This window comes from uncultured Maribacter sp. (assembly GCF_963977385.1).
Classification (GTDB): Bacteria; Bacteroidota; Bacteroidia; order Flavobacteriales; family Flavobacteriaceae; genus Maribacter.
Window position 1 is genome coordinate 23,168 of sequence record NZ_CAXBOU010000021.1, and the last position, 20,874, is coordinate 44,041.

18 protein-coding genes are annotated in these 20,874 nt (G+C 34.8%); 14 read left to right on the forward strand and 4 right to left on the reverse strand.

Features of this window, described 5'->3' with window-relative positions:
• Nucleotides 1–87 precede the first annotated feature (87 nt).
• Nucleotides 88–600 carry a DinB family protein gene (locus AAC084_RS18445; RefSeq protein WP_339841744.1) on the forward strand — a complete coding sequence of 171 codons (513 nt, stop codon included), beginning with the start codon at nt 88–90 and terminating at the stop codon, nt 598–600.
• 291 nt (nt 601–891) lie between these two features.
• Here the strand turns inward: AAC084_RS18445 and rsmG are convergent, their stop codons facing one another.
• Nucleotides 892–1,527, reverse strand: coding sequence for a 16S rRNA (guanine(527)-N(7))-methyltransferase RsmG (rsmG, locus tag AAC084_RS18450; protein WP_339841745.1), 636 nt, complete (start codon nt 1,525–1,527; stop codon nt 892–894).
• Nucleotides 1,528–1,647: 120 nt separating this feature from the next.
• Between rsmG and AAC084_RS18455 the strand changes: the two genes are divergently transcribed.
• Nucleotides 1,648–2,748: an acyl-CoA desaturase gene (locus AAC084_RS18455; RefSeq protein WP_339841747.1), complete on the forward strand. Its 1,101-nt coding sequence runs from the start codon at nt 1,648–1,650 to the stop codon at nt 2,746–2,748.
• Between the two features lie 15 nt (nt 2,749–2,763).
• Nucleotides 2,764–3,954 (forward strand): pyridoxal phosphate-dependent aminotransferase, encoded by a 1,191-nt coding sequence (locus AAC084_RS18460; protein WP_339841748.1) that lies wholly within the window; start codon nt 2,764–2,766, stop codon nt 3,952–3,954.
• A gap of 73 nt (nt 3,955–4,027) precedes the next feature.
• On the opposite strand, the gene AAC084_RS18465 is transcribed toward AAC084_RS18460, so the two are convergent.
• Together AAC084_RS18465 and trkA are read right to left on the reverse strand one after the other, a co-directional pair.
• Nucleotides 4,028–5,521: a potassium transporter TrkG gene (locus AAC084_RS18465; RefSeq protein ID WP_339841749.1), complete on the reverse strand. Its 1,494-nt coding sequence runs from the start codon at nt 5,519–5,521 to the stop codon at nt 4,028–4,030.
• Between the two features lies 1 nt (nt 5,522).
• The gene (gene trkA, locus AAC084_RS18470) at nt 5,523–6,872 is read right to left on the reverse strand and encodes a Trk system potassium transporter TrkA (protein ID WP_339841750.1); all 1,350 of its coding nucleotides are present in this window, start codon (nt 6,870–6,872) and stop codon (nt 5,523–5,525) included.
• 230 nt (nt 6,873–7,102) lie between these two features.
• On the opposite strand from trkA, the gene ubiE reads away from it, so the two are divergent.
• Together ubiE and AAC084_RS18480 are read left to right on the forward strand one after the other, a co-directional pair.
• Nucleotides 7,103–7,846, forward strand: coding sequence for a bifunctional demethylmenaquinone methyltransferase/2-methoxy-6-polyprenyl-1,4-benzoquinol methylase UbiE (gene ubiE / locus AAC084_RS18475; protein ID WP_339841752.1), 744 nt, complete (start codon nt 7,103–7,105; stop codon nt 7,844–7,846).
• Nucleotides 7,847–7,894: 48 nt separating this feature from the next.
• Nucleotides 7,895–8,590: a porin family protein gene (locus AAC084_RS18480; protein WP_339841753.1), complete on the forward strand. Its 696-nt coding sequence runs from the start codon at nt 7,895–7,897 to the stop codon at nt 8,588–8,590.
• A gap of 94 nt (nt 8,591–8,684) precedes the next feature.
• On the opposite strand, the gene AAC084_RS18485 is transcribed toward AAC084_RS18480, so the two are convergent.
• On the reverse strand, nt 8,685–9,401 hold the full coding sequence (locus AAC084_RS18485) for an RNA methyltransferase (RefSeq protein WP_339841754.1): 717 nt from the start codon (nt 9,399–9,401) through the stop codon (nt 8,685–8,687).
• 54 nt (nt 9,402–9,455) lie between these two features.
• Between AAC084_RS18485 and AAC084_RS18490 the strand changes: the two genes are divergently transcribed.
• The 9 genes from AAC084_RS18490 (at nt 9,456) to AAC084_RS18530 (ending at nt 20,824) form a co-directional block, all read left to right on the forward strand.
• Nucleotides 9,456–12,020, forward strand: a complete 2,565-nt coding sequence (locus AAC084_RS18490) for a BamA/TamA family outer membrane protein (protein WP_339841755.1) — start codon at nt 9,456–9,458, stop codon at nt 12,018–12,020.
• A 60-nt stretch (nt 12,021–12,080) separates the two neighbouring features.
• On the forward strand, nt 12,081–13,148 hold the full coding sequence (gene fbaA, locus AAC084_RS18495; RefSeq protein WP_339841756.1) for a class II fructose-bisphosphate aldolase: 1,068 nt from the start codon (nt 12,081–12,083) through the stop codon (nt 13,146–13,148).
• Nucleotides 13,149–13,179: 31 nt separating this feature from the next.
• Nucleotides 13,180–14,040, forward strand: a complete 861-nt coding sequence (gene accD / locus AAC084_RS18500; protein WP_339841786.1) for an acetyl-CoA carboxylase, carboxyltransferase subunit beta — start codon at nt 13,180–13,182, stop codon at nt 14,038–14,040.
• A 116-nt stretch (nt 14,041–14,156) separates the two neighbouring features.
• Nucleotides 14,157–14,426, forward strand: coding sequence for a 30S ribosomal protein S15 (rpsO, locus tag AAC084_RS18505; protein ID WP_339841757.1), 270 nt, complete (start codon nt 14,157–14,159; stop codon nt 14,424–14,426).
• Nucleotides 14,427–14,637: 211 nt separating this feature from the next.
• Complete coding sequence (locus AAC084_RS18510) at nt 14,638–16,854, forward strand: polyribonucleotide nucleotidyltransferase (protein ID WP_339841758.1); 2,217 nt, start codon at nt 14,638–14,640, stop codon at nt 16,852–16,854.
• A gap of 159 nt (nt 16,855–17,013) precedes the next feature.
• Nucleotides 17,014–17,877 (forward strand): sigma-70 family RNA polymerase sigma factor, encoded by an 864-nt coding sequence (locus AAC084_RS18515; RefSeq protein WP_027067982.1) that lies wholly within the window; start codon nt 17,014–17,016, stop codon nt 17,875–17,877.
• Nucleotides 17,878–18,131: 254 nt separating this feature from the next.
• Entirely contained in the window at nt 18,132–20,114 is a 1,983-nt protein-coding gene (gene pulA, locus AAC084_RS18520; protein ID WP_339841759.1) for a type I pullulanase, read from the forward strand.
• Between the two features lie 33 nt (nt 20,115–20,147).
• Nucleotides 20,148–20,372, forward strand: coding sequence for a VF530 family protein (locus AAC084_RS18525; protein WP_335638389.1), 225 nt, complete (start codon nt 20,148–20,150; stop codon nt 20,370–20,372).
• On the forward strand, nt 20,372–20,824 hold the full coding sequence (locus tag AAC084_RS18530) for a tRNA (cytidine(34)-2'-O)-methyltransferase (protein ID WP_339841760.1): 453 nt from the start codon (nt 20,372–20,374) through the stop codon (nt 20,822–20,824). The genes AAC084_RS18525 and AAC084_RS18530 overlap by 1 nt, the downstream gene beginning before the upstream one ends.
• Nucleotides 20,825–20,874: the final 50 nt, after the last annotated feature.

Genomic DNA, 20,874 nt, shown 5'->3' on the forward strand with positions numbered 1-20,874 from the left:
TTCAGCCTTTTTTTTTGATTTTTTATAAAAATAAGGGTATCATTACAATAGTTGAAATTTAATTTTATCAACCTTAACATACTAATTATGAAAAAGATACTGCTATTCGCACTGCTTTTCTCCGGAGCGTTTTCTTACGCCCAGGAAGCATTAACACAGAACACAATCAAAGCTGTTTTAACAGGAAATCAATCTCAGGTAATACAACTTGCAGAGGCTTTCCCAGAAGATAAATATGATTGGAGACCTACCGAAGGAGTTAACTCTGTTGCCGAAGCTCTTTTACATGTTGCTGGCGGCAATTACTTTTTAGCTTCCAAATTAGGATTCGCCCCGCCAGAAGATGTTGATGTTATGGCATTAGGTAAAATAACTGGCAAAGAAAATATCATTGCTGCCCTTAAAAAATCTAACCAATTTGTTCTAGATAAAATCACAAAAGTAGAGGATGGAACACTTAACGAAGAAGTTGATTTCGGATTTATGAAATCGAATAAATTAGGCGGTCTTTTAGCTATTATGGAACATAATGGAGAGCATAAAGGACAATTAATTGCTTATGCTAGATCTAATGGTGTCGTGCCACCTTGGAGTAACTAATTAAAAGTCTTTTTAATAAAAGCCCGTTAGCTATATAGTTAACGGGCTTTTACTTTTTTTCAATTTAAAGCTTTAATAAGGGTTCAACACAATATCAATGTAAATTTAACGTTAATTAATTGTAAACTAAACGTACTTTATTTAACTTGGTAATCAATTTAAAATCAAAACCTTATGAAATCTATAACAACAAAAACTCAAAGTAGTAGTTTCAGAATGTTAACATGGAGCTCAATTAAACTATTCGTCCAAAAATATAGAAGGGCATATTATCAAGCATTTTGCATTTAATTACCCTTTGAATTTCAGTGGTAGATAGACCATTTTCTTGGTTTCAAAGAATTCTTCTTTGAAGTAATCTGTCAATTCAAAAATTTCAGCGGTTTTATAATCCTTTAATTCATCAAGCAAATCGCCACCTTTTAGGTAAAGTATTCCGTTTCGAATAGAGTGCACCGACTCCTTCTTTATCTTTCCCTTTATCCAATGAACGAATGTTGGCATTGCAGCAACTGCCCTACTGACAATAAAATCGAATTGACCTGGTATTTCTTCTACTCGGGCATTAATAGTTTTTACATTAGATAATTGCAGACCCCCTACTACTTCATCAACTACTTTTATTTTTTTTCCAATAGAATCCACTAATGTAAATTGTACCTCAGGAAATAATATAGCTAACGGTATACCTGGAAAACCACCGCCTGTGCCGACATCAAGAACAGACGAGCCATCTTTAAAATTGATAAACTTGGCAATCCCCAGTGAATGTAAAACGTGTCTTACATAGAGTTCATCTATATCTTTTCTAGAAACCACATTAATCTTTTGGTTCCAATCCTTATAAAGATCTTCTAATTTTTTAAATTGTTGTTTCTGATTTTCAGATAAATTGGGAAAATATTCAAATATGGTTTCAGCAGTCATCCGTATCTTTGTAAATAGATATTATTAGTATATTCACTATTGCAAAGATTTAGCTTTTAATCAAGCTATCAAACTTTTATAGATTCAATTACATCATATTAAGTAAAAGAATACCAAATTATGGAACAAAATACCATACGATTTCCAAGAACAGATTCTGCAAAGTTTTTTAAAACTTTGAATAGTAGAGTCAATGATTATTTTAAAACCAATAAATTAAAAAAAACAGGCAACTGGAGACTTCACGTTAAAACCCTAGTGATGTTCTCTCTATTCTTAGCACCTTATTTTCTAATCTTAACCTTAGGATTACCAAATTGGGCCAACTTTTTATTGACCATTGTAATGGGCATAGGTATGGCCGGAGTTGGAATGAACGTAATGCATGATGGTAATCATGGTGCATATTCTAACAAAAAATGGGTAAACAAATTAATGGGCAGTAGTATATATATACTAGCTGGCAATGTTTACAATTGGCAAGTACAACATAATGTATTACACCACACCTATACCAATATTCATGAACATGATGAAGATATGGAAGCTGGTAGAATACTACGTTTTTCGAAACATGCGGAATGGAAGAGACATCATAAATTTCAACATTTTTATTCTGTATTACTATACGGTTTACTCACATTTAACTGGGCAATAACTACTGATTTTCAGCAGATGTATAGGTATATGAAACGCAAACTGTCTTACGGTAAGTTACCAAGTGCTACGATGAACTGGAGTACTTTAATTATTACTAAACTATTGTACATAACCATTTGGATTGTATTGCCTATGTTAGTTTTAGACATTGCATGGTGGAAAATCTTAATAGGGTTCTTTTTAATGCATTATGTAGCTGGGGTAATTTTAAGTGTAGTATTTCAGTTAGCACATATAGTTGATGATGCTGATACACCATTACCAGATGAATCTGGTACAATGAAAAATACCTGGGCAATACACCAACTGTTTACTACAGTTAATTTTGGCACTAAAAACAAAGTTGTAAACTGGTTTACGGGTGGTTTAAATCATCAGGTAGAACATCATATATTTCCTAACATAAGCCACGTTCATTACACAAAAATTTCGAAAATTGTGAAACAAACAGCACAGGAATTTAATTTGCCATATCACGAGTATAAAACTACTAGAAAAGCTATAATTTCGCACTTCAAACATTTAAAAGAATTAGGCAAAGAGCCTACATTACAATACTAGAAATTTATAGCACCCATGAGCAATCAACTTTCGGATAGAATTAATAGCGTTACACCGTCAGCTACTTTGGAAATGGCCGCAAAGGCCCGTGAATTAAGAGCATTAGGGAAAGATATCATCGGTTTAAGCTTAGGCGAACCAGATTTTAACACTCCAGATTACATTAAAGATGCTGCTATACAAGCAATCAATGATGACTACAACTCTTATTCACCTGTAGATGGTTACGTTGATTTAAAAAAAGCGATAATTACAAAATTTAAGAGAGACAATAACCTTAGTTATGAGCCATCTCAAATTGTTGTTTCAACAGGAGCTAAGCAATCGCTATACAATGTTGCGCAGGTTATCTTAAACAAAGGAGACGAAGTTATTTTACCTTGTCCTTACTGGGTAAGTTATAGCGACATAGTTAAACTGGCAGACGGAGTACCAGTAGAAGTACCTACAACTTTGGAAAATGATTTCAAAATGACTCCTGAACAATTAGAGGCCGCTATCACCCCTAAGACAAAAATGTTATGGTATAGCTCTCCTTGTAACCCTAGCGGATCTATATATAGCAAAAAAGAATTGCGTGCACTTGCCGATATATTAATTAAATACCCGCAAATTATTGTGGTTAGTGATGAAATTTACGAGCACATTAATTATGGCGTAACTGAACATGCTTCAATGGCCGAATTTGATGATATGTTTGATCGCACAGTTACGGTCAACGGTGTGGCTAAAGCATTTGCAATGACTGGATGGCGTATTGGATATATTGGCGCACCAGCTTACATTGCTCGCGCTACGAACAAATTACAAGGTCAAGTAACCAGCGGTGCCAATTGCATTGCTCAACGTGCAGTTATAACCGCTTTAGAAGAATCTCCAGACCGTATTAAGTATATGGTTGACGAATTTAAAGAACGTCGTAAATTAATTTTAGACTTGTTAAATGAAATAGATGGATTTAAATGTAATGAACCTGAGGGTGCATTTTATGTTTATCCAGATGTAACAGCTTATTTTGGAAAAACGTTCAATGGCACAAAAATTAATAACGCATCAGATTTTTCAATGTACCTTTTGGAAGCCGCTAATGTAGCCACTGTAACTGGTGATGCTTTTGGTAATGGAAATTGTATTCGTATATCTTATGCAGCATCCGTTAAAGAAATCAAAGAAGCTATATCTAGAATCAAAGAGGCACTAAAATAAATTAGAGCCACATATTTAAATAAAAAAAGCCCTTTACATGTAAAGGGCTTTTTTTATTTAAATCGCTTTGCAATTATGTTCGTTTCCAAAAATAAGGCGTTAATAATATTAATACGGTAAAAAGTTCTAGCCTACCTGCCAACATTAGAAAGCCACACCACCATTTCGCCAGATCAGGTAAGCTATTGAAGTTACTTACAGGGTTCAAACTCCCCAATGCCGGGCCTACATTACCTAACGAAGAAGCTGAACCACCTATGGCCGATTCAAAATCCAGACCTAAAGAACCTAATACAAGCGCTCCAATAATGAAGAGCAACATATAGAGAACAAAGAAGCCAATAATGTTATAAACGATTTTCTCCTTAACTGTTTTATTATTGTAACGCACCGGTATTATAGCGTTCGTATGCAATGTTCTTTTAAATTCAAGAACACCATTTTTTATAATTAATAAATGACGCATTACCTTAATACCACCTGCCGTAGAACCTGCAGATCCCCCTAAGAAAAATAACCCGAAAAAGAATATTGTTAAAAATGGAGTCCATTGTGTAAAATCGGCACTAACAAAACCCGTTGTAGTAATTACAGAAATTATCTGAAACAGGGCATGCCTAAATGAACTCTCAGCTTTACCTAAAACCATTGGGTACCCAGGGGTTATATCTGTGATATTTGCCTTAAAATAAATAACTAATGCCACTATGATTGTAAATACGATTATGAACCCAGCATAATACCGAAATTCCTCATCTTTAAATACCTTCTGCACTTTTCCTTTAAAAGCAAAGTAGCTTAACACAAAATTACTCCCCGCTAAAAACATAAAAAAGATGACAATATATTGAATTAACGGTTGATCATTCCAATAAGCTAGACTGGCATTTTTAGTAGAAAAACCACCTGTAGATAATGTAGCCATTGCATGGTTTATGGCATCGAAAAAGGACATTCCCGCTATCTTTAATAGAATAGTTTCTGCGATAGTGTATCCAAAATAAATAAGCCACAAACGCTTGGCAGTATCGGTTATTCTAGGATGCAATTTATCTGCACTTGGCCCAGGAGCCTCTGCAGAGAACAGCTGCATCCCTCCTATTCCCAACAACGGCAAAATCGCTATTGCCAGAACAATAATTCCCATTCCACCAATCCAATGGGTAAGGCTTCGCCAAAACAATATACCCTCTGGCATTACTTCTATATCATCCATAATAGAGGCACCTGTAGTGGTATAACCAGATACTGTTTCAAAGAAAGCATTAGTTATGTCTGGGACCGCGCCAGAAAACAAATAGGGCAACATCCCTGAAATTGACATTACTATCCATCCAAAAGTTACGATGATATAACCCTCTTTTTGTTTTACCTCTTTCTTATGTCCTCTAGTATAATACATTGAAAACACCCCAACAAACATGGTCGTAATCGATGCCAATGTTATACTTAAAGTAGCACCGTCTTGGTAAATACCACTTACTACCGCCGCCAAAAGCATAAAGCCCCCGTTGCATAGCAACAGAAGCCCCATTAAATGAAATATAATTCTTGAGTTAAGCCGCATTTTAAAGGAACATTCGTTCAATTTTTGAAATCTCTGAAGGTAGACAACAAACCACTACGCGGTCACCTTCTTGAATTTTAAACCCACCTAGGGCGATATGACCTACACCATCTCTTACAACACCCCCAATAGTAGCAGCCTTAGGAAAATTTAATTCCCTAATTGTTGCTCCAGTCACCTTAGAATTCTTTTTAACTATAAATTCTAAAATCTCGGCATTTAAATTATTCAAGCGCATTAGAGCCACTACTTCGCCTTTTCGAATATGTCTAAAAATATTATTAGCAGCTAAAAGTTTTTTATTGATTAATGTATCAATCCCGATAGAATGAGAAAGTTGAAAATAATCCATGTTTTCAACTAAGGCAATGGTTTTCTTAATATTCTTAGATTTCGCAACTAAGCACGACATTATATTGGTTTCTGAATTACCAGTAACAGCAATAAAGGCATCCATAGACTCTAAGCTTTCCTCTTCTAACAATTCAACATTTCTTCCATCGCCATTAATCACCAAAGCATTCGGCAATTCATCTGCTAAATCAAAAGCTTTTTCTTTGTTCTTCTCTATCAACTTAACGTTGAATTTATTGGCACAAAGGTCTCGGGCAGTTTTATAACCTACCTTACTACCTCCCAAAATCATTACATTTTTTATCTCCGCCTTTTTCTTACCCGTAAGTTTATATAACTCATCAACCCCTTTCTTTACGGTAATAAAATATACTTGATCACCTTCTTTAAACAAGGTATCCCCTCTTGGAATTACAGTATATTGAGTTCCGGTACGTTGTAGCGCAATAGGCATAAAATGTACTTCTGGGAATATCTTTGCAGCCTCTTTAACCATTTTACCTACAAATGGTGCAGATTTAATTAAAGATACACCTACCATTATCAATTCACCATCTTCAAATTCGTAAGTATCGTTAAAGGCAGATTTATTAAGTAGCATTTGAATCTCAGTAGCAGCTAAGGCTTCAGGAGAAATCAATTCATCGATTCCCAATTCAGAAAATCTCAAAAGCTCTTTATTTTTAATAAATTCGGTATTTGAAATTCTTGCGATAGTCCGCTTACATCCTAACTGTTTTGCCAACATACATAAAGTTATGTTAGTAGTTTCAGAAGACGTTACCGCAATAACTAAATCGGAATCTTGCACCTGGGCATCTCTCAATACTTCAATAGAAGTGGCATCCCCCTTTAAAACCCTAATATCTAAATGGTTGTCTGCATACGCAAGACTTTCTTTTTGACTATCAATTAAGGTAATATCCTGTGATTCATAGGAAAGCAACTTAGCCAAATGAAAGCCCACTTCCCCAGCACCAGCAATTATAATCTTCATTTAATTTATTAAACCGCTTACCATCAAAAATTGAGAAGATGTATTACCCTTCAACAGAATAATGCTCAAAAGTAATCTTGATAATAATAGCAATTATTACGGGGCAAAATTACATAATTTAATTAGTTTATTATTTATTTCCAGCTCTTTAACTATTTAGGACATAACCACTCTCATTAAAAAGGAATTAAGCTTTGCTAAATTGTATCTTTGCGAAAAAAAAGCATTCAATGTCTAAAAAAGTTACACCTTATAAAGATTCTGATTTAGGAAAAAAGGAACAAGTCACCAAAATGTTCGATACTATTTCTAAAAATTATGATGGCTTAAATCGCGTGATTTCATTTGGCATAGATATTAAATGGCGTAAAAGAGTTGTCGAAATATTAAAACAAGAACAACCTAATTCAATTTTAGATATTGCAACTGGCACGGGTGATTTAGCAATTGCTCTTGTAAAGACCGGTGCAAAAAAAATTGTTGGCTTAGATATATCACCTGGCATGTTAGCTGTCGGTAAGGAAAAGATAAAGAACAAAAATCTTGACAATAATATAGAAATGATTGTCGGGGATAGTGAAAACCTGATATTTGAAGATAATTCTTTTGATGCCGTTACAGTTTCTTTTGGTGTTAGAAATTTTGAAACTCTTGAAACTGGTATGACTGAAATACTACGAGTTTTAAAACCTAAAGGCACATTGGTTGTTTTAGAAACATCAGTACCCACACAAACGCCATACAAACAAGGCTATTCATTTTACACAAAAAATATTCTTCCTCTTATTGGTAAACTTTTCTCAAAAGATAATTCCGCTTATGGCTATTTAAGCGAATCTGCTTCTGTTTTTCCTCATGGCGAAAATTTCAACAATATTTTACGTGAAATCGGGTTTATAGATGTAACGAACAAACCTCAAACATTTGGGGTTGCATCAATTTATATTGCGAAAAAGGCAGATGCCATGCTCTAGAAAGCTCGCTTTATATTATTGATTACTTACAATAGTAAACCAGGATATATGAAGAAATGGTTTTTTATAAGCCTAGCGCTATTGTTGATGACCACCACATTGAGTGCTCAATTCAACGAAAGCCCCATATTGAACAAACAAAACGAAGACAAGAAAATCTTAAATTGGGGATATTTCTTAGGTTTAAATCAATATGATTTTAAAATAGAATACAAAGAAAATGCTCCTGATATTTTGGTCAGTAAAAGTTTTGGATTTAATGTAGGCCTTATTGGCGAATTACGCCTTAACGAGTTTTTAGATTTACGATTTGAACCCGGACTGCATTATGGATCAAGATTAATGGGCTTTACTGGCTTTGAAGATGAACGTGATGCCATTAGAGAAGTAAAATCTACCTATATAAATTTCCCTATTTTACTTAAAGCCAGTGCAAAGAGATTAGGAAACTGGAAACCTTTTATTATCGGTGGTGGGTCAAGAAGTCTTAATTTAGGTAGTAACGAAGAAAGTCTTGACGACAATAGTTCTGGCACCTTTAGAATGAAAAAATGGGTGTATAACTACGAACTTGGTTTTGGTATAGATTTCTACTTAGAATATTTTAAGTTCACACCATCTATAAGAGGCGTGTTTGCTTTAACAGATGAATTGGTACCAGATCAAGACCCAAATAGCCCTTGGACCGGAAATATTGAATCTTTAAAAACAAGAGGAATTTTTATCAATTTTACTTTTGAATAATTTTCATTAGCCGTTAGTTTTTAAAAAAAATAAAAGAGGCTTATCCTTTTCAATAGAAATATTTGAACTGAGCTCTAATCTCATAAAAACTCTGCTACTTTCTAATTTCATGTAATAAAATTGCTGTTGCAGAAGCCACATTTAAACTTTCTGTAGTTTCACCTCCATATTGCGGTATAGCCAATTTATAAGTACATAATTTTGCAACAGAATTAGAAACTCCTTTTCCTTCATTACCCATTACCATAATCCCTTTTTTTGGTAATTTCGAATCGTTTACACTATCACCATCCATAAATGTACCATACACTGGTAATTTTGTTGAATTCAAAAATGAGTCTAAAACTCTATACTGAATATTTACACGAGTAATTGAACCCATAGTCGCTTGCAATACTTTTGGATTATAACAATCAACAGTATCTAGCGAACAAACAATATCAGTTAAACCAAACCAATCGCAAAGTCTAATAATTGTACCCAAGTTACCTGGATCTTGCACACCATCTAGCACTAAAATCCAGTCTGACAGTAATTGCTCTGCCTGTTCAGGAATATGAAATACACCAAGATATCCATTCGGATTCTTTAGACTACTTATTTGACTAAGCTCCCTATTGGTAATTCGTTCAACTTCTACTCCTTCCACAAAACCTTCGGGATCTACAGCTAATAATTTATGCAGTTTTATTTTAGAATTCACCACTTCCTCTACCGTCTTTTTTCCTTCGACAACAAATAGACCATGCTCATTTCGGCACTTTTTTTGCTGTAGACTTTTGATAAGTTTCAATTCACTTTTGACAACCATTCAAATAATGTATTTTTGATTTCTATGAGGATGGCACTTTGCTCCAAAAACAACATGGCTAAATTAAGCTTATTATCCCTATTGGCAATAGTCTTGCTATCGTGCAACTCACTTAAAAAAGTTGAGGATGATGAATTTTTGGTGATTAAAAATTCTATTTACGCCGATTCTATAAAAATTAACAACGAAGAACTTCATAGTCTTATTTATCAAAAATCTAACTCAACCGTACTTGGCTACCCATTAAGACTTAATTTATACAATTTAGCAAAAGAAAATCCTGATTCATCCTATAACGCTTGGCTAGATAGAAAAGAGAATAGAAAAAAGAGACTAACAAAGCTTTTATCCGCTAAACAAGTAGAACGCTTGGGAGAATCATTTTTAGTTACAGGCTTAAGCAATTGGCTTGAAGACATTGGTGAAGCGCCCACTATTTTAGACACAACGAGAACTCGCTTAAGTTTAGCAAGGCTTAGCGCTTATTATCAAGGTAGAGGCTATTTCACTAATAATACTTCTTATGAAATTGATACCACAAAGCAGAATAAAAAAGCTAAAATTAATTATCATATAGACCTTGGAAATCCATACAAAATTGATTCTCTCGGAAATGATATCTCATCTACAGCTATTGACTCTCTGTACTTTTTAAATTCAGCCAACTCTTTAATAAAAGAGGGCCAGCAATTCGATTTATCTAATTTTAATAATGAACGTGAACGATTAACCAGTATTTTTAGAAATAGCGGTATTCGAAATTTCCAGGAAAGCTCTATTACTTTTGACATCTTACGAGATACTATAAAAGCAGCAGATGATCAACTGATGAACATCACATTAAAAATTGGCGATTTAAAGACTAGAGGTGAGAATGAAGTAACCACTTCGGCCTACAAAGTTGAAAAAATCAATAAGATTAATATTTATACAGATTACCTCTCTACTACTACACAAGATTCTTTATATGCTATTGATTATAGAGATTACACGATACACTATTCTAAGAATTTCGATATTAAACCAAAAACATTGGCTAATGCCATATTTTTTAAAAAGGACAGTATTTACAGAGATGTCGACAAAATAAGAACCTCAAGACAGCTAAACGCCTTGAATATTTTTAAATATCCAAACATAATTTTTGAAGCAGATAGCATAGGTAATAAGGTGAATACTAATATTTACTTAGCTCCAAAATCAAAATATTCACTAGGTACAAATTTCGAAGTTAGTCGTTCGAACCTTAGTAGAATAGGTGTAGGTTTAAGCACCACATTACTTATTCGAAACATTTTTAAAGGTGCTGAAAATTTAAGTATTACTGCCGACGGATCTTATGGCCTTTTGAGCAGTAACACTTTCGAAGCCAATTATTTTTCAGAGTTCGGTGGCGACATTACTCTTAACTTCCCCCGTATATGGTTTCCTTTTATTAACACCTCCAAAATAATACCTAACTATACGTTACCTAAAACCAGAATAGCTATAGGTACAAGTTTTCAAAACAACATTGGACTTGATAAACAGACATTCAATACTGTTTTAGGCTATAATTGGGTCCCAAGTGATTTCGTAAATCACAATATTGAACTTTTAAACATTCAGTTTGTTCGTAATGTAAATCCAGAACGTTTTTACAATGTATACAAAAACACTTATGAACTTTTAGATGACATAGCAGATTCCTATGATAATAGCGAATTCCCTGAACTGGCCGAATATTTTGAGTCCGATGACGACACAAATAATCCCAACTTAATAATTTCCTCCGGCACAACCGGGTTCACTGAAGCCATTTTAGACGGCACTGTATCTTCGTCTAGTGCTAATTATAGTAAAGTAAATAGCATTGAAGAAAGAAGAATTCGGCTTACCGAAAATAATTTAATTTTTGCAACCAACTATACATTCAACAAAACCAATAGAGAAGGTATTATAGATAATAGTTTTTATCAATTTAGATGGAAACTAGAAAGTGCAGGGAATCTTTTATCAGCTTTTTCATCTATCGTTCCTTTTAACAAAAATGACGATAACCAATTATTAGTCTTTGGCGTTCCTTTTTCACAATACATAAAGAATGAATTTGAATATGTCAAATACTGGGACCTATCACGTTCAAATGTATTGGCTGCTAGAGCATTTCTTGGTATTGCTATACCTTATGGTAATTCCGATAACATTCCTTTTGTACGAAGCTATTTTGCAGGTGGCGCAAACGACAACAGAGCTTGGTTTCCTTATTCTTTAGGCCCTGGTAGTGTTTCCGCTATTGATGATTTCAATGAAGCTAATCTAAAATTAACCGTTAACCTTGAATACAGATTCCCCATAGCAGGTGATATTAACGGAGCCATTTTTGCTGACGCAGGTAATATCTGGAATGTTTTAGACAATGTTGACGACCCTGAGGCTACATTCGACGGCATATCATCTTTGAAAGACATCGCTTTAGGCACAGGTCTTGGTTTACGATACGATTTCACTTATTTCCTTTTCAGACTTGATTTAGGTTTCAAAACCTATAACCCTGCTGAAATTCAATCAGAAAGATGGTTTAAGGATTATAATTTCGCCAACTCTGTTTTACAAATAGGTATCAACTATCCGTTTTAAATATAATTGTTTTACTACTTTTGTTTTTCATTTTTTTAGAAACAAATAGACCACTAAATTATGGCTCACAATATTAAGCCGGGTGTTGCTACCGGAGACGAAGTTCAAGCAATATTCAACTACGCTAAGGAAAAAGGATTTGCACTACCTGCTGTAAATGTTATAGGTTCTGACACTATTAACGGTGTTTTAGAGACTGCTGCAAGTTTAAACGCACCAGTAATTATTCAATTTTCTAATGGCGGAGCTCAGTTTAATGCTGGTAAAGGTCTTTCTAATGAAGGTCAACAAGCGGCTATACAAGGAGCTATTGCAGGTGCAAAACACGTACACCAATTGGCTGAAGCATATGGTGCAGTAGTTATTTTACATACAGATCATTGTGCTAAAAAATTATTACCATGGATAGATGGTTTATTAGATGCAAGTGAAAAGCATTTTGCCGAAACAGGTAAATCTCTTTTCAGCTCACATATGATCGACCTTTCTGAAGAGCCTTTAGAAGAAAACATAGAAATATGTAAAGGTTATCTTAAGCGTATGAGCAAAATAGGAATGACATTAGAAATCGAACTTGGTATTACTGGTGGCGAAGAAGATGGTGTTGATAATTCAGATGTAGATGATTCCAAATTATATACTCAACCAGAAGAAGTTGCTTACGCATACGAAGAACTTTCTAAAATAAGTCCGAGATTTACTATTGCTGCTGCTTTTGGTAATGTTCATGGAGTTTACAAGCCTGGTAACGTTAAATTAACACCGAAAATTCTTAAGAATTCTCAAGAATATATTACTAAGAAATACGGTGTAGAACATAACCATATTGATTTTGTATTCCACGGTGGTTCTGGATCTACAGTAGAAGAAATTAGAGAAGGTATAAGCTATGGTGTTATAAAGATGAATATTGATACAGATTTGCAATATGCATTTCTTGAAGGTGTTCGTGATTATGTTCAAGACAATAAGGACTATTTACAATCACAAATTGGAAATCCTAAAGGTGCTGACGAGCCTAACAAGAAATATTACGACCCAAGAGTTTGGTTAAGAAAAGGTGAAATCACTTTCATCGATCGTTTGAAAAAAGCATTTGAAGATTTAAATAACGTTAATACGCTATAATAAATTTTAGGACAACCATAAAATGGACGATATGACGGCTTGGTTTAAAAGAAAAGAAAAAGGAATACAGACTTCTACTGAAGAAAAGAAAGACACTCCAAAAGGACTGTGGTACAAATCTCCCACAGGCAAAATTGTTGAGTCTGATGATCTTGCCAAAAACTTTTATGTAAGCCCAGAAGATGATTACCATGTAAGAATTGGTAGTAAGGAATACTTTGAAATCTTGTTCGACAACAATAAGTTCACAGAACTTGATGAAAAGCTTACATCAAAAGATCCTTTAAAATTCGAGGATACCAAGAAATATAGCGAACGTTTAAAAGCCGCCCAGAAAAAAACTGGACTTAAAGATGCTGTCAGAACTGGATACGGAAAGTCATTTGGTAAGGACATAGTAATTTGTTGTATGGATTTTAAATTCATTGGTGGTTCAATGGGAAGTGTTGTTGGCGAAAAAATCGCTCGCGGTATTGACTACGCCATTAAGAAGAAAACACCATTTATGATGATTTCTAAATCTGGTGGAGCCCGTATGATGGAAGCTGCTCTTTCGTTAATGCAACTTGCAAAAACCTCAGCTAAATTAGCTCAGTTTTCAGAAGCCGGTTTACCATATATTTCTTTATGTACTGATCCAACTACTGGTGGCACAACAGCATCTTACGCAATGCTTGGTGATATAAACATTGCAGAACCAGGAGCTTTAATAGGTTTCGCGGGCCCTCGTATTGTTAAAGACACAACAGGTAAAGAACTGCCTGAAGGTTTTCAATCATCTGAATTTTTATTGGAACATGGTTTTTTAGATTTTATATCACATCGAAAAGACCTGAAGAAAAAAGTCAACCTTTATATTGACTTAATTCAGAACAATAAGGTTAGGTCATAAATTGGGTCAATGTTTTTCTTAATTTGAAATAGTTTCTTATTTCAAAAAAAGAGTATCTTTGCAGCCTGGTTGAAAATCAATCATAATACATAAAAATCATTTAAAATAATATTGGAATGTATCTAACAAAAGAAGTAAAGTCAGAAATTTTCAAGAAACACGGCGGTAAAGCAGAGAACACAGGTTCTACAGAAGGCCAAATCGCATTGTTCACACACCGAATCAATCACTTGACCGGTCACTTGAAAAAAAATCATAAAGATTACAATACTGAGCGTTCACTTGTGAAACTCGTAGGTAAAAGAAGAAGTCTTCTTGATTACATGATTAAAAATGATATTGTAAAATACAGAGAGCTAATTGTAGAGCTTGGTATTAGAAAATAATAGTGCAAAAAGGGGATAGGCAACTATCCCCTTTTTTTTTAATTACTCCGTGCCTTAGGAGATTTAGCTAATCATTAGCAAAGGCGAACACAAAAAGCTACACACGGTTTTTCATTGGTCAACACAACAACACAACAACTCCGACCAGAGAAATTAGTCGGAAAGACCATTGTTTAACAAATCTGCAATGTGCAGGTTTTAATCAAATTTTATGATTCCAAAAGTATTTAAAGAGGTCATAGACCTTGGTGACGGTAGAGAAATTTCTATCGAAACCGGAAAATTGGCAAAGCAGGCCCACGGTTCTGTTGTTGTACAATCAGGAAAATGTATGTTATTATGTACAGTTGTTTCCAATTACAAACAAAGCGATGTGGACTTTCTTCCACTTACGGTAGATTACCGTGAAAAATTTGCAGCCGCAGGTCGTTACCCTGGTGGTTTCTTCAAAAGAGAAGCAAGACCAAGTGATGGTGAAGTTTTGACTATGCGTTTAGTGGATCGTGTATTACGCCCATTATTCCCAAAAGATTACCATGCAGAAACGCAAGTGATGATTCAGTTAATGTCTCATGACGAAAACGTTATGCCAGAAGCTATGGCAGGATTAGCTGCTTCAGCTGCTATTCAATTATCTGATTTCCCATTCGAATGCCCTATCTCTGAAGCAAGAGTTGGTCGTGTTAATGGCGAATTTGTCATTAACCCAACTAGAGCACAATTAGCAGAATCTGACATCGATATGATGATTGGAGCATCTGCCGATTCTGTAATGATGGTTGAAGGTGAAATGGACGAAATTTCTGAAGAAGAAATGGCGGAAGCTATCAAATTTGCTCATGAAGCCATTAAAGTACAATGTGCTGCGCAAGTAAAATTGGCTGAAGCTTTCGGTAAAAAAGAAGTACGTGAGTACGCAGAAGAAAGAGAAGATGAAGATTTAGCTAAGAAAGTTCATGACATGGCATACGATAAAGTATATGCCATTGCAAAAGCTGGATCTGCTAAACACGAAAGAAGTGCTGCCTTCGCTGAAATTAAAGCTGAAATCAAAGCAACATTTTCTGAAGAAGAATTAGCTGATTATGGTGATTTGGTATCTAAGTATTACTCTAAAGCTGAAAAAGCTGCGATAAGAAACCTAACCCTAGATGAAGGCTTACGTTTAGACGGTCGTAAGACAGATGAGATTAGACCAATTTGGTGTGAAATTGATTATTTACCATCAACACATGGTTCTGCAATTTTCACTAGAGGTGAAACTCAAGCATTGGCAACTGTAACTTTAGGAACTTCTAGAGATGCAAACAAAATAGATATGCCATCTCACGAAGGTGAAGAAAATTTCTATTTACACTATAACTTCCCTCCTTTTTGCACAGGTGAAGCAAGACCATTAAGAGGAACATCTAGAAGAGAAGTTGGTCATGGTAACTTGGCTCAACGTGGTCTAAAAGGAATGATTCCTGCAGATTGTCCTTACACAGTACGTGTAGTATCTGAAGTATTAGAATCTAACGGTTCTTCTTCTATGGCAACTGTTTGTGCTGGTACAATGGCATTAATGGATGCTGGTGTAAAAATGATAAGACCAGTTTCAGGTATTGCAATGGGGTTGATTTCTGATGCAAAAACCGGAAAATATGCAGTTCTTTCCGATATTTTAGGTGATGAAGATCACTTAGGTGATATGGACTTTAAAGTTACCGGTACTTCAGAAGGTATTACTGCTTGCCAAATGGACATTAAAGTAAAAGGATTGTCTTATGAGATTTTAGTAAATGCACTAAAACAAGCTCGTGAAGGCCGTTTACATATCTTAGGTAAAATTACCGATACTATTTCCACTCCAGCAGAAAGTGTTAAAGAACATGCGCCAACAATGGTTACGCGTAGAGTTCCTAACGAATTCATTGGTGCTTTAATCGGACCTGGAGGAAAAGTGATTCAAGAGATGCAAAAAGAAACTGAGACCACTATCGTTATAAACGAAGATCCAGTAACTGAAGAAGGTATCGTTGAAATTTTAGGTGTAGGACAAGAAGGTATCAATGCTGTTATGGCAAAAATCGACGCTATATTGTTTAAACCTACTGTAGGTAGTGTTTACGAAGTAAAAGTGATCAAAATGCTAGATTTTGGTGCTGTTGTTGAGTATATGGATGCTCCAGGAAACGAAGTTTTACTTCACGTTTCTGAATTAGCATGGGAAAGAACTGAAAATGTAACCGATGTGGTAAACATGGGAGATGTGTTTGATGTTAAATATTTTGGTCTTGATCCAAGAACAAGAAAAGAGAAAGTTTCTCGTAAAGCTCTTTTACCAAAACCAGAAGGTTTTGTAGAAAGACCACCACGTGATGATAAAAAAAGAGATGACCGTCGTGGAAATGACCGTAATCGCGATAGAAAACCAAGAAGAGATTAATTCTTTGTAAGTTTAAAAAGGAGGCCTCGACATATATGTTGGGGCTTTTTTTATGCATTTCAACAGAAAAACAAAGTTTTTTACCTTCAATTGTAACATTCGGAAGTTTTTTACGTATAAGTATATGCAGTCTATGCAAATTGAACTTAATTTATTTTAATGAGACAGCTTAAGATTACAAAACAGGTCACCAATAGGGAGACCGCATCTTTGGACAAGTACTTACAAGAAATTGGAAAAGTAGACTTGATTACCGCTGATGAAGAAGTAGAGTTGGCACAACGCATCAAGGCAGGCGACCAGATCGCTCTTGAAAAACTTACAAAAGCCAACCTCAGATTCGTGGTTTCAGTTGCAAAGCAGTACCAAAACCAAGGCCTTACTTTACCAGATTTAATTAACGAGGGTAACCTTGGTCTAATTAAAGCTGCACAGCGTTTTGACGAAACGCGGGGATTTAAATTTATCTCCTACGCCGTATGGTGGATCCGTCAATCTATATTACAAGCATTGGCAGAGCAATCTCGTATCGTTCGTTTGCCATTGAACAAAATTGGTTCTATCAACAAAATCAACAAAACTTTTGCTTTTCTAGAGCAAGCGCATGAAAGAATGCCTTCTCCAGAAGAAATTGCAAAAGAATTGGATATGACCGTTGAGGACGTAAAACAATCTTTAAAAAACTCAGGTAGACACGTATCTATGGATGCGCCTCTTATTGATGGTGAAGATTCTAACCTTTATGATGTACTTCGTAGTGGTGAGTCTCCAAATCCTGATAGAGAGTTATTACATGAGTCACTTCGTACAGAAATTGAGCGTGCATTAGAAACATTGACTCCGCGTGAGGCAGATGTTATTCGTTTGTACTTTGGCCTTGCAGGTCAACATTCTATGACTTTGGAAGAAATTGGTGAAACCTTTGACCTAACAAGAGAAAGAGTTCGTCAAATAAAGGAAAAAGCGATTAGAAGATTAAAGCATACCTCTAGAAGTAAAATATTAAAAACGTATTTGGGTTAAAAATCCTAAGCGTTCAAGCTATAAAAATTACACGTTAAATATATCCTAAATTGGTTTTATGGCATATTAATTGTAATTTTAACGGTAACAACAGTTTATCATGACTGTTCGTTTTTTGATTGATGAATAAACTCCGGCTGATTACCGGAGTTTTTTCATTTATAATAGTCTGTAAAAGTATTCGACCGATTATAAAAACAACAAATGCTCTCAAATTAATCTTCCTTATATTAGATCACTATCACCTAATACCAATGAAACAATTTATATTAATTATAATGGGTGTCACGCTTTTAATTTCTTGTAAAAATCAAAAAAAAACTACAGATTTTGATAGTTATCCCACACCAATAAATGAAAACCTTTGGCATAGTTATACTAAAGAATCAACGGTATTTAAATTATGGTCACCAAATGCAAAAGAGATTGTTCTAAGATTATTTAAAACCGGAAATAGCTCTGAACCCTTTACCGCCAAACCGTTAAAAAAAGAAGCGAATGGCATATGGCAACTAAAAGTTGATGGTGACTTAAATGGCACTTATTACACGTATCAGGTTAAAATAGATAATTTATGGCTATCCGAAACACCAGGCATATACGCCAAAGCTGTTGGCGTTAATGGCAATAGAGCTATGGTGTTAGATTTAGAAACAACAAATCCTAAAGAATGGAACAAAGATAAAGGCCCGCAAATAAACTATTTGAACGAAGCTATTATTTATGAGCTTCATATTAGAGATATGACTATTCACACTAAATCTGGATCTTCTTTACCCGGTTCTTATTTAGGTTTAGTGGAGAAGAGCACGAAAGGCCCTGCAAATGTAACTACCGGAATAGACCATTTAAAGGAGTTAGGAATTACACATGTGCATCTATTACCCACTTTTGACCATTATTCTATTGACGAAACCAACTTAAACACACCTCAATTCAATTGGGGCTATGATCCTCAAAACTACAATGTGCCCGAAGGTTCTTTTTCATCAGACCCTTTTAATGCTGAAGTAAGGATAAAGGAATTTAAACAAATGGTGAAAGCTTTTCATGATAATTGCATTGGTGTTATATTAGATGTAGCCTACAATCATACAGGGAAGACCGCAAAGGCTAATTTCAATCAAGAAGTACCCGAATACTATTTTCGTCATTGGCAAGATGGCTCTTATGCCGATGCGGCAGCTTGCGGTAACGAAACAGCTTCTGAACGTGCCATGATGCAAAAATTCATCATAGAATCTATGACCTATTGGACCAAGGAATATCACCTTGACGGTTTTCGAATAGACCTTATGGGAATTCATGACATTGAAACCATGAATAAAATATCGGAAGCTGTAAAAAAAATAAATCCTGATGCATTATTATATGGTGAAGGGTGGACTGCCAAAGACTCCCCCTTACCAGAAGAAAAACGTGCACTTAAAAAACACATGCAGCAGCTACCTCAAATTGCTGCTTTTAGTGATGACATTCGTGACGGAATAAAAGGTTCTGTTTTTAATGATGAAAGTACCGGTTTTGTTAGCGGTGCAAAAGACACCGAAGAATCTATAAAATTCGGAATTGTAGGTGCTATTCAACATCCTCAACTTGATTATGAAAAAGTCAACTATTCAAATGCCCCATGGACATTAGAGCCTTGGCAATCTATAAATTATGCATCATGTCATGACAATCATACTTTATTCGATAAATTAAAAATCTCAAAACCCGAAGCTGACACAGAAGAGTTAATTGGTATGGATAAATTGGCGAATGCCATTGTGCTAACCTCTCAAGGAACCCCATTTTTACATGCAGGTGTTGAAATGCTTCGTACCAAAAACGGAGAGCATAATTCCTATAATTTACCAGATAGTATAAACCAAATAGATTGGGATTGGAAAGTTCAACATAAAGCGGTATTTGAGTATTATAAAAATCTAATTTCACTACGTAAAGCACATCCAGCGTTTAAAATGAATAATGCCACAGATGTAGTAAATCATTTAAAATTCAATACCGTTGAAGATGGAATTTTATCTTATAGTATAAAAGGTAATGCTAATGATGATAATTGGAAAAGTATTCTTGTTATTTACAATGCTACCAACAACGTAATTTACCATGATATAAAAGGGACTTGGCAAGAAGCCGTTTCTGGAGACAATTTTGATTTAAAAGGTAAACGAAGATTGAAAAATAAAATAGAAGTACCGCCCTTATCTATGTACATTGCATTCCAGAAATAACTGAATCACCTAAACAACACTAATATTATATTGATGAATTCTGAAACCCAACCTAATAATCCGCTTCATGGTGTTAAACTAGTGACTATACTAGAAGAACTTACTGAAAAGTATTCATGGGAAGATTTGGCTGGTCAAATCGATATTAATTGTTTCAAAAGTAATCCATCTATTAAATCAAGTTTAAAATTTCTAAGAAGAACTCCTTGGGCAAGAGAAAAAGTAGAACATTTATATTTACAATCCTTTAAAAAGTAATGAGTTTCAATATTGTATTAATAGAACCCGAAATACCTAATAACACGGGTAATATAGGTAGGTTGGCGCTTGCCACAGGATCTACACTTCATCTTGTTAAACCTTTCGGCTTTGAACTTAGCGACAAACGTTTAAAACGTGCTGGTTTAGATTATTGGCAGTACCTCGACGTTATAATTTATGAAAATGTAGAATCGTTTTTTGAACAACATCACGAAAAAGAAATGATTTTCTTTTCTGCTACTGCAACTAAAAATCATTGGGATATAAAATTTAAAGATGACATGTTCCTTGTTTTTGGTAAGGAATCCATTGGACTATCTAATTCCATTTTATCTCAGAACAAACAAAAAACAGTCAAAATTCCACTCTACAGCGAACATATTAGAAGTTTAAATTTAGCTAACGCAGTGGCCATTTCAATTTATGAAGGATTACGTCAATTAGACTGAGAACTGCACAATGTTACTTTGTATCTTTAAAAGACCAATACAAAGAACCA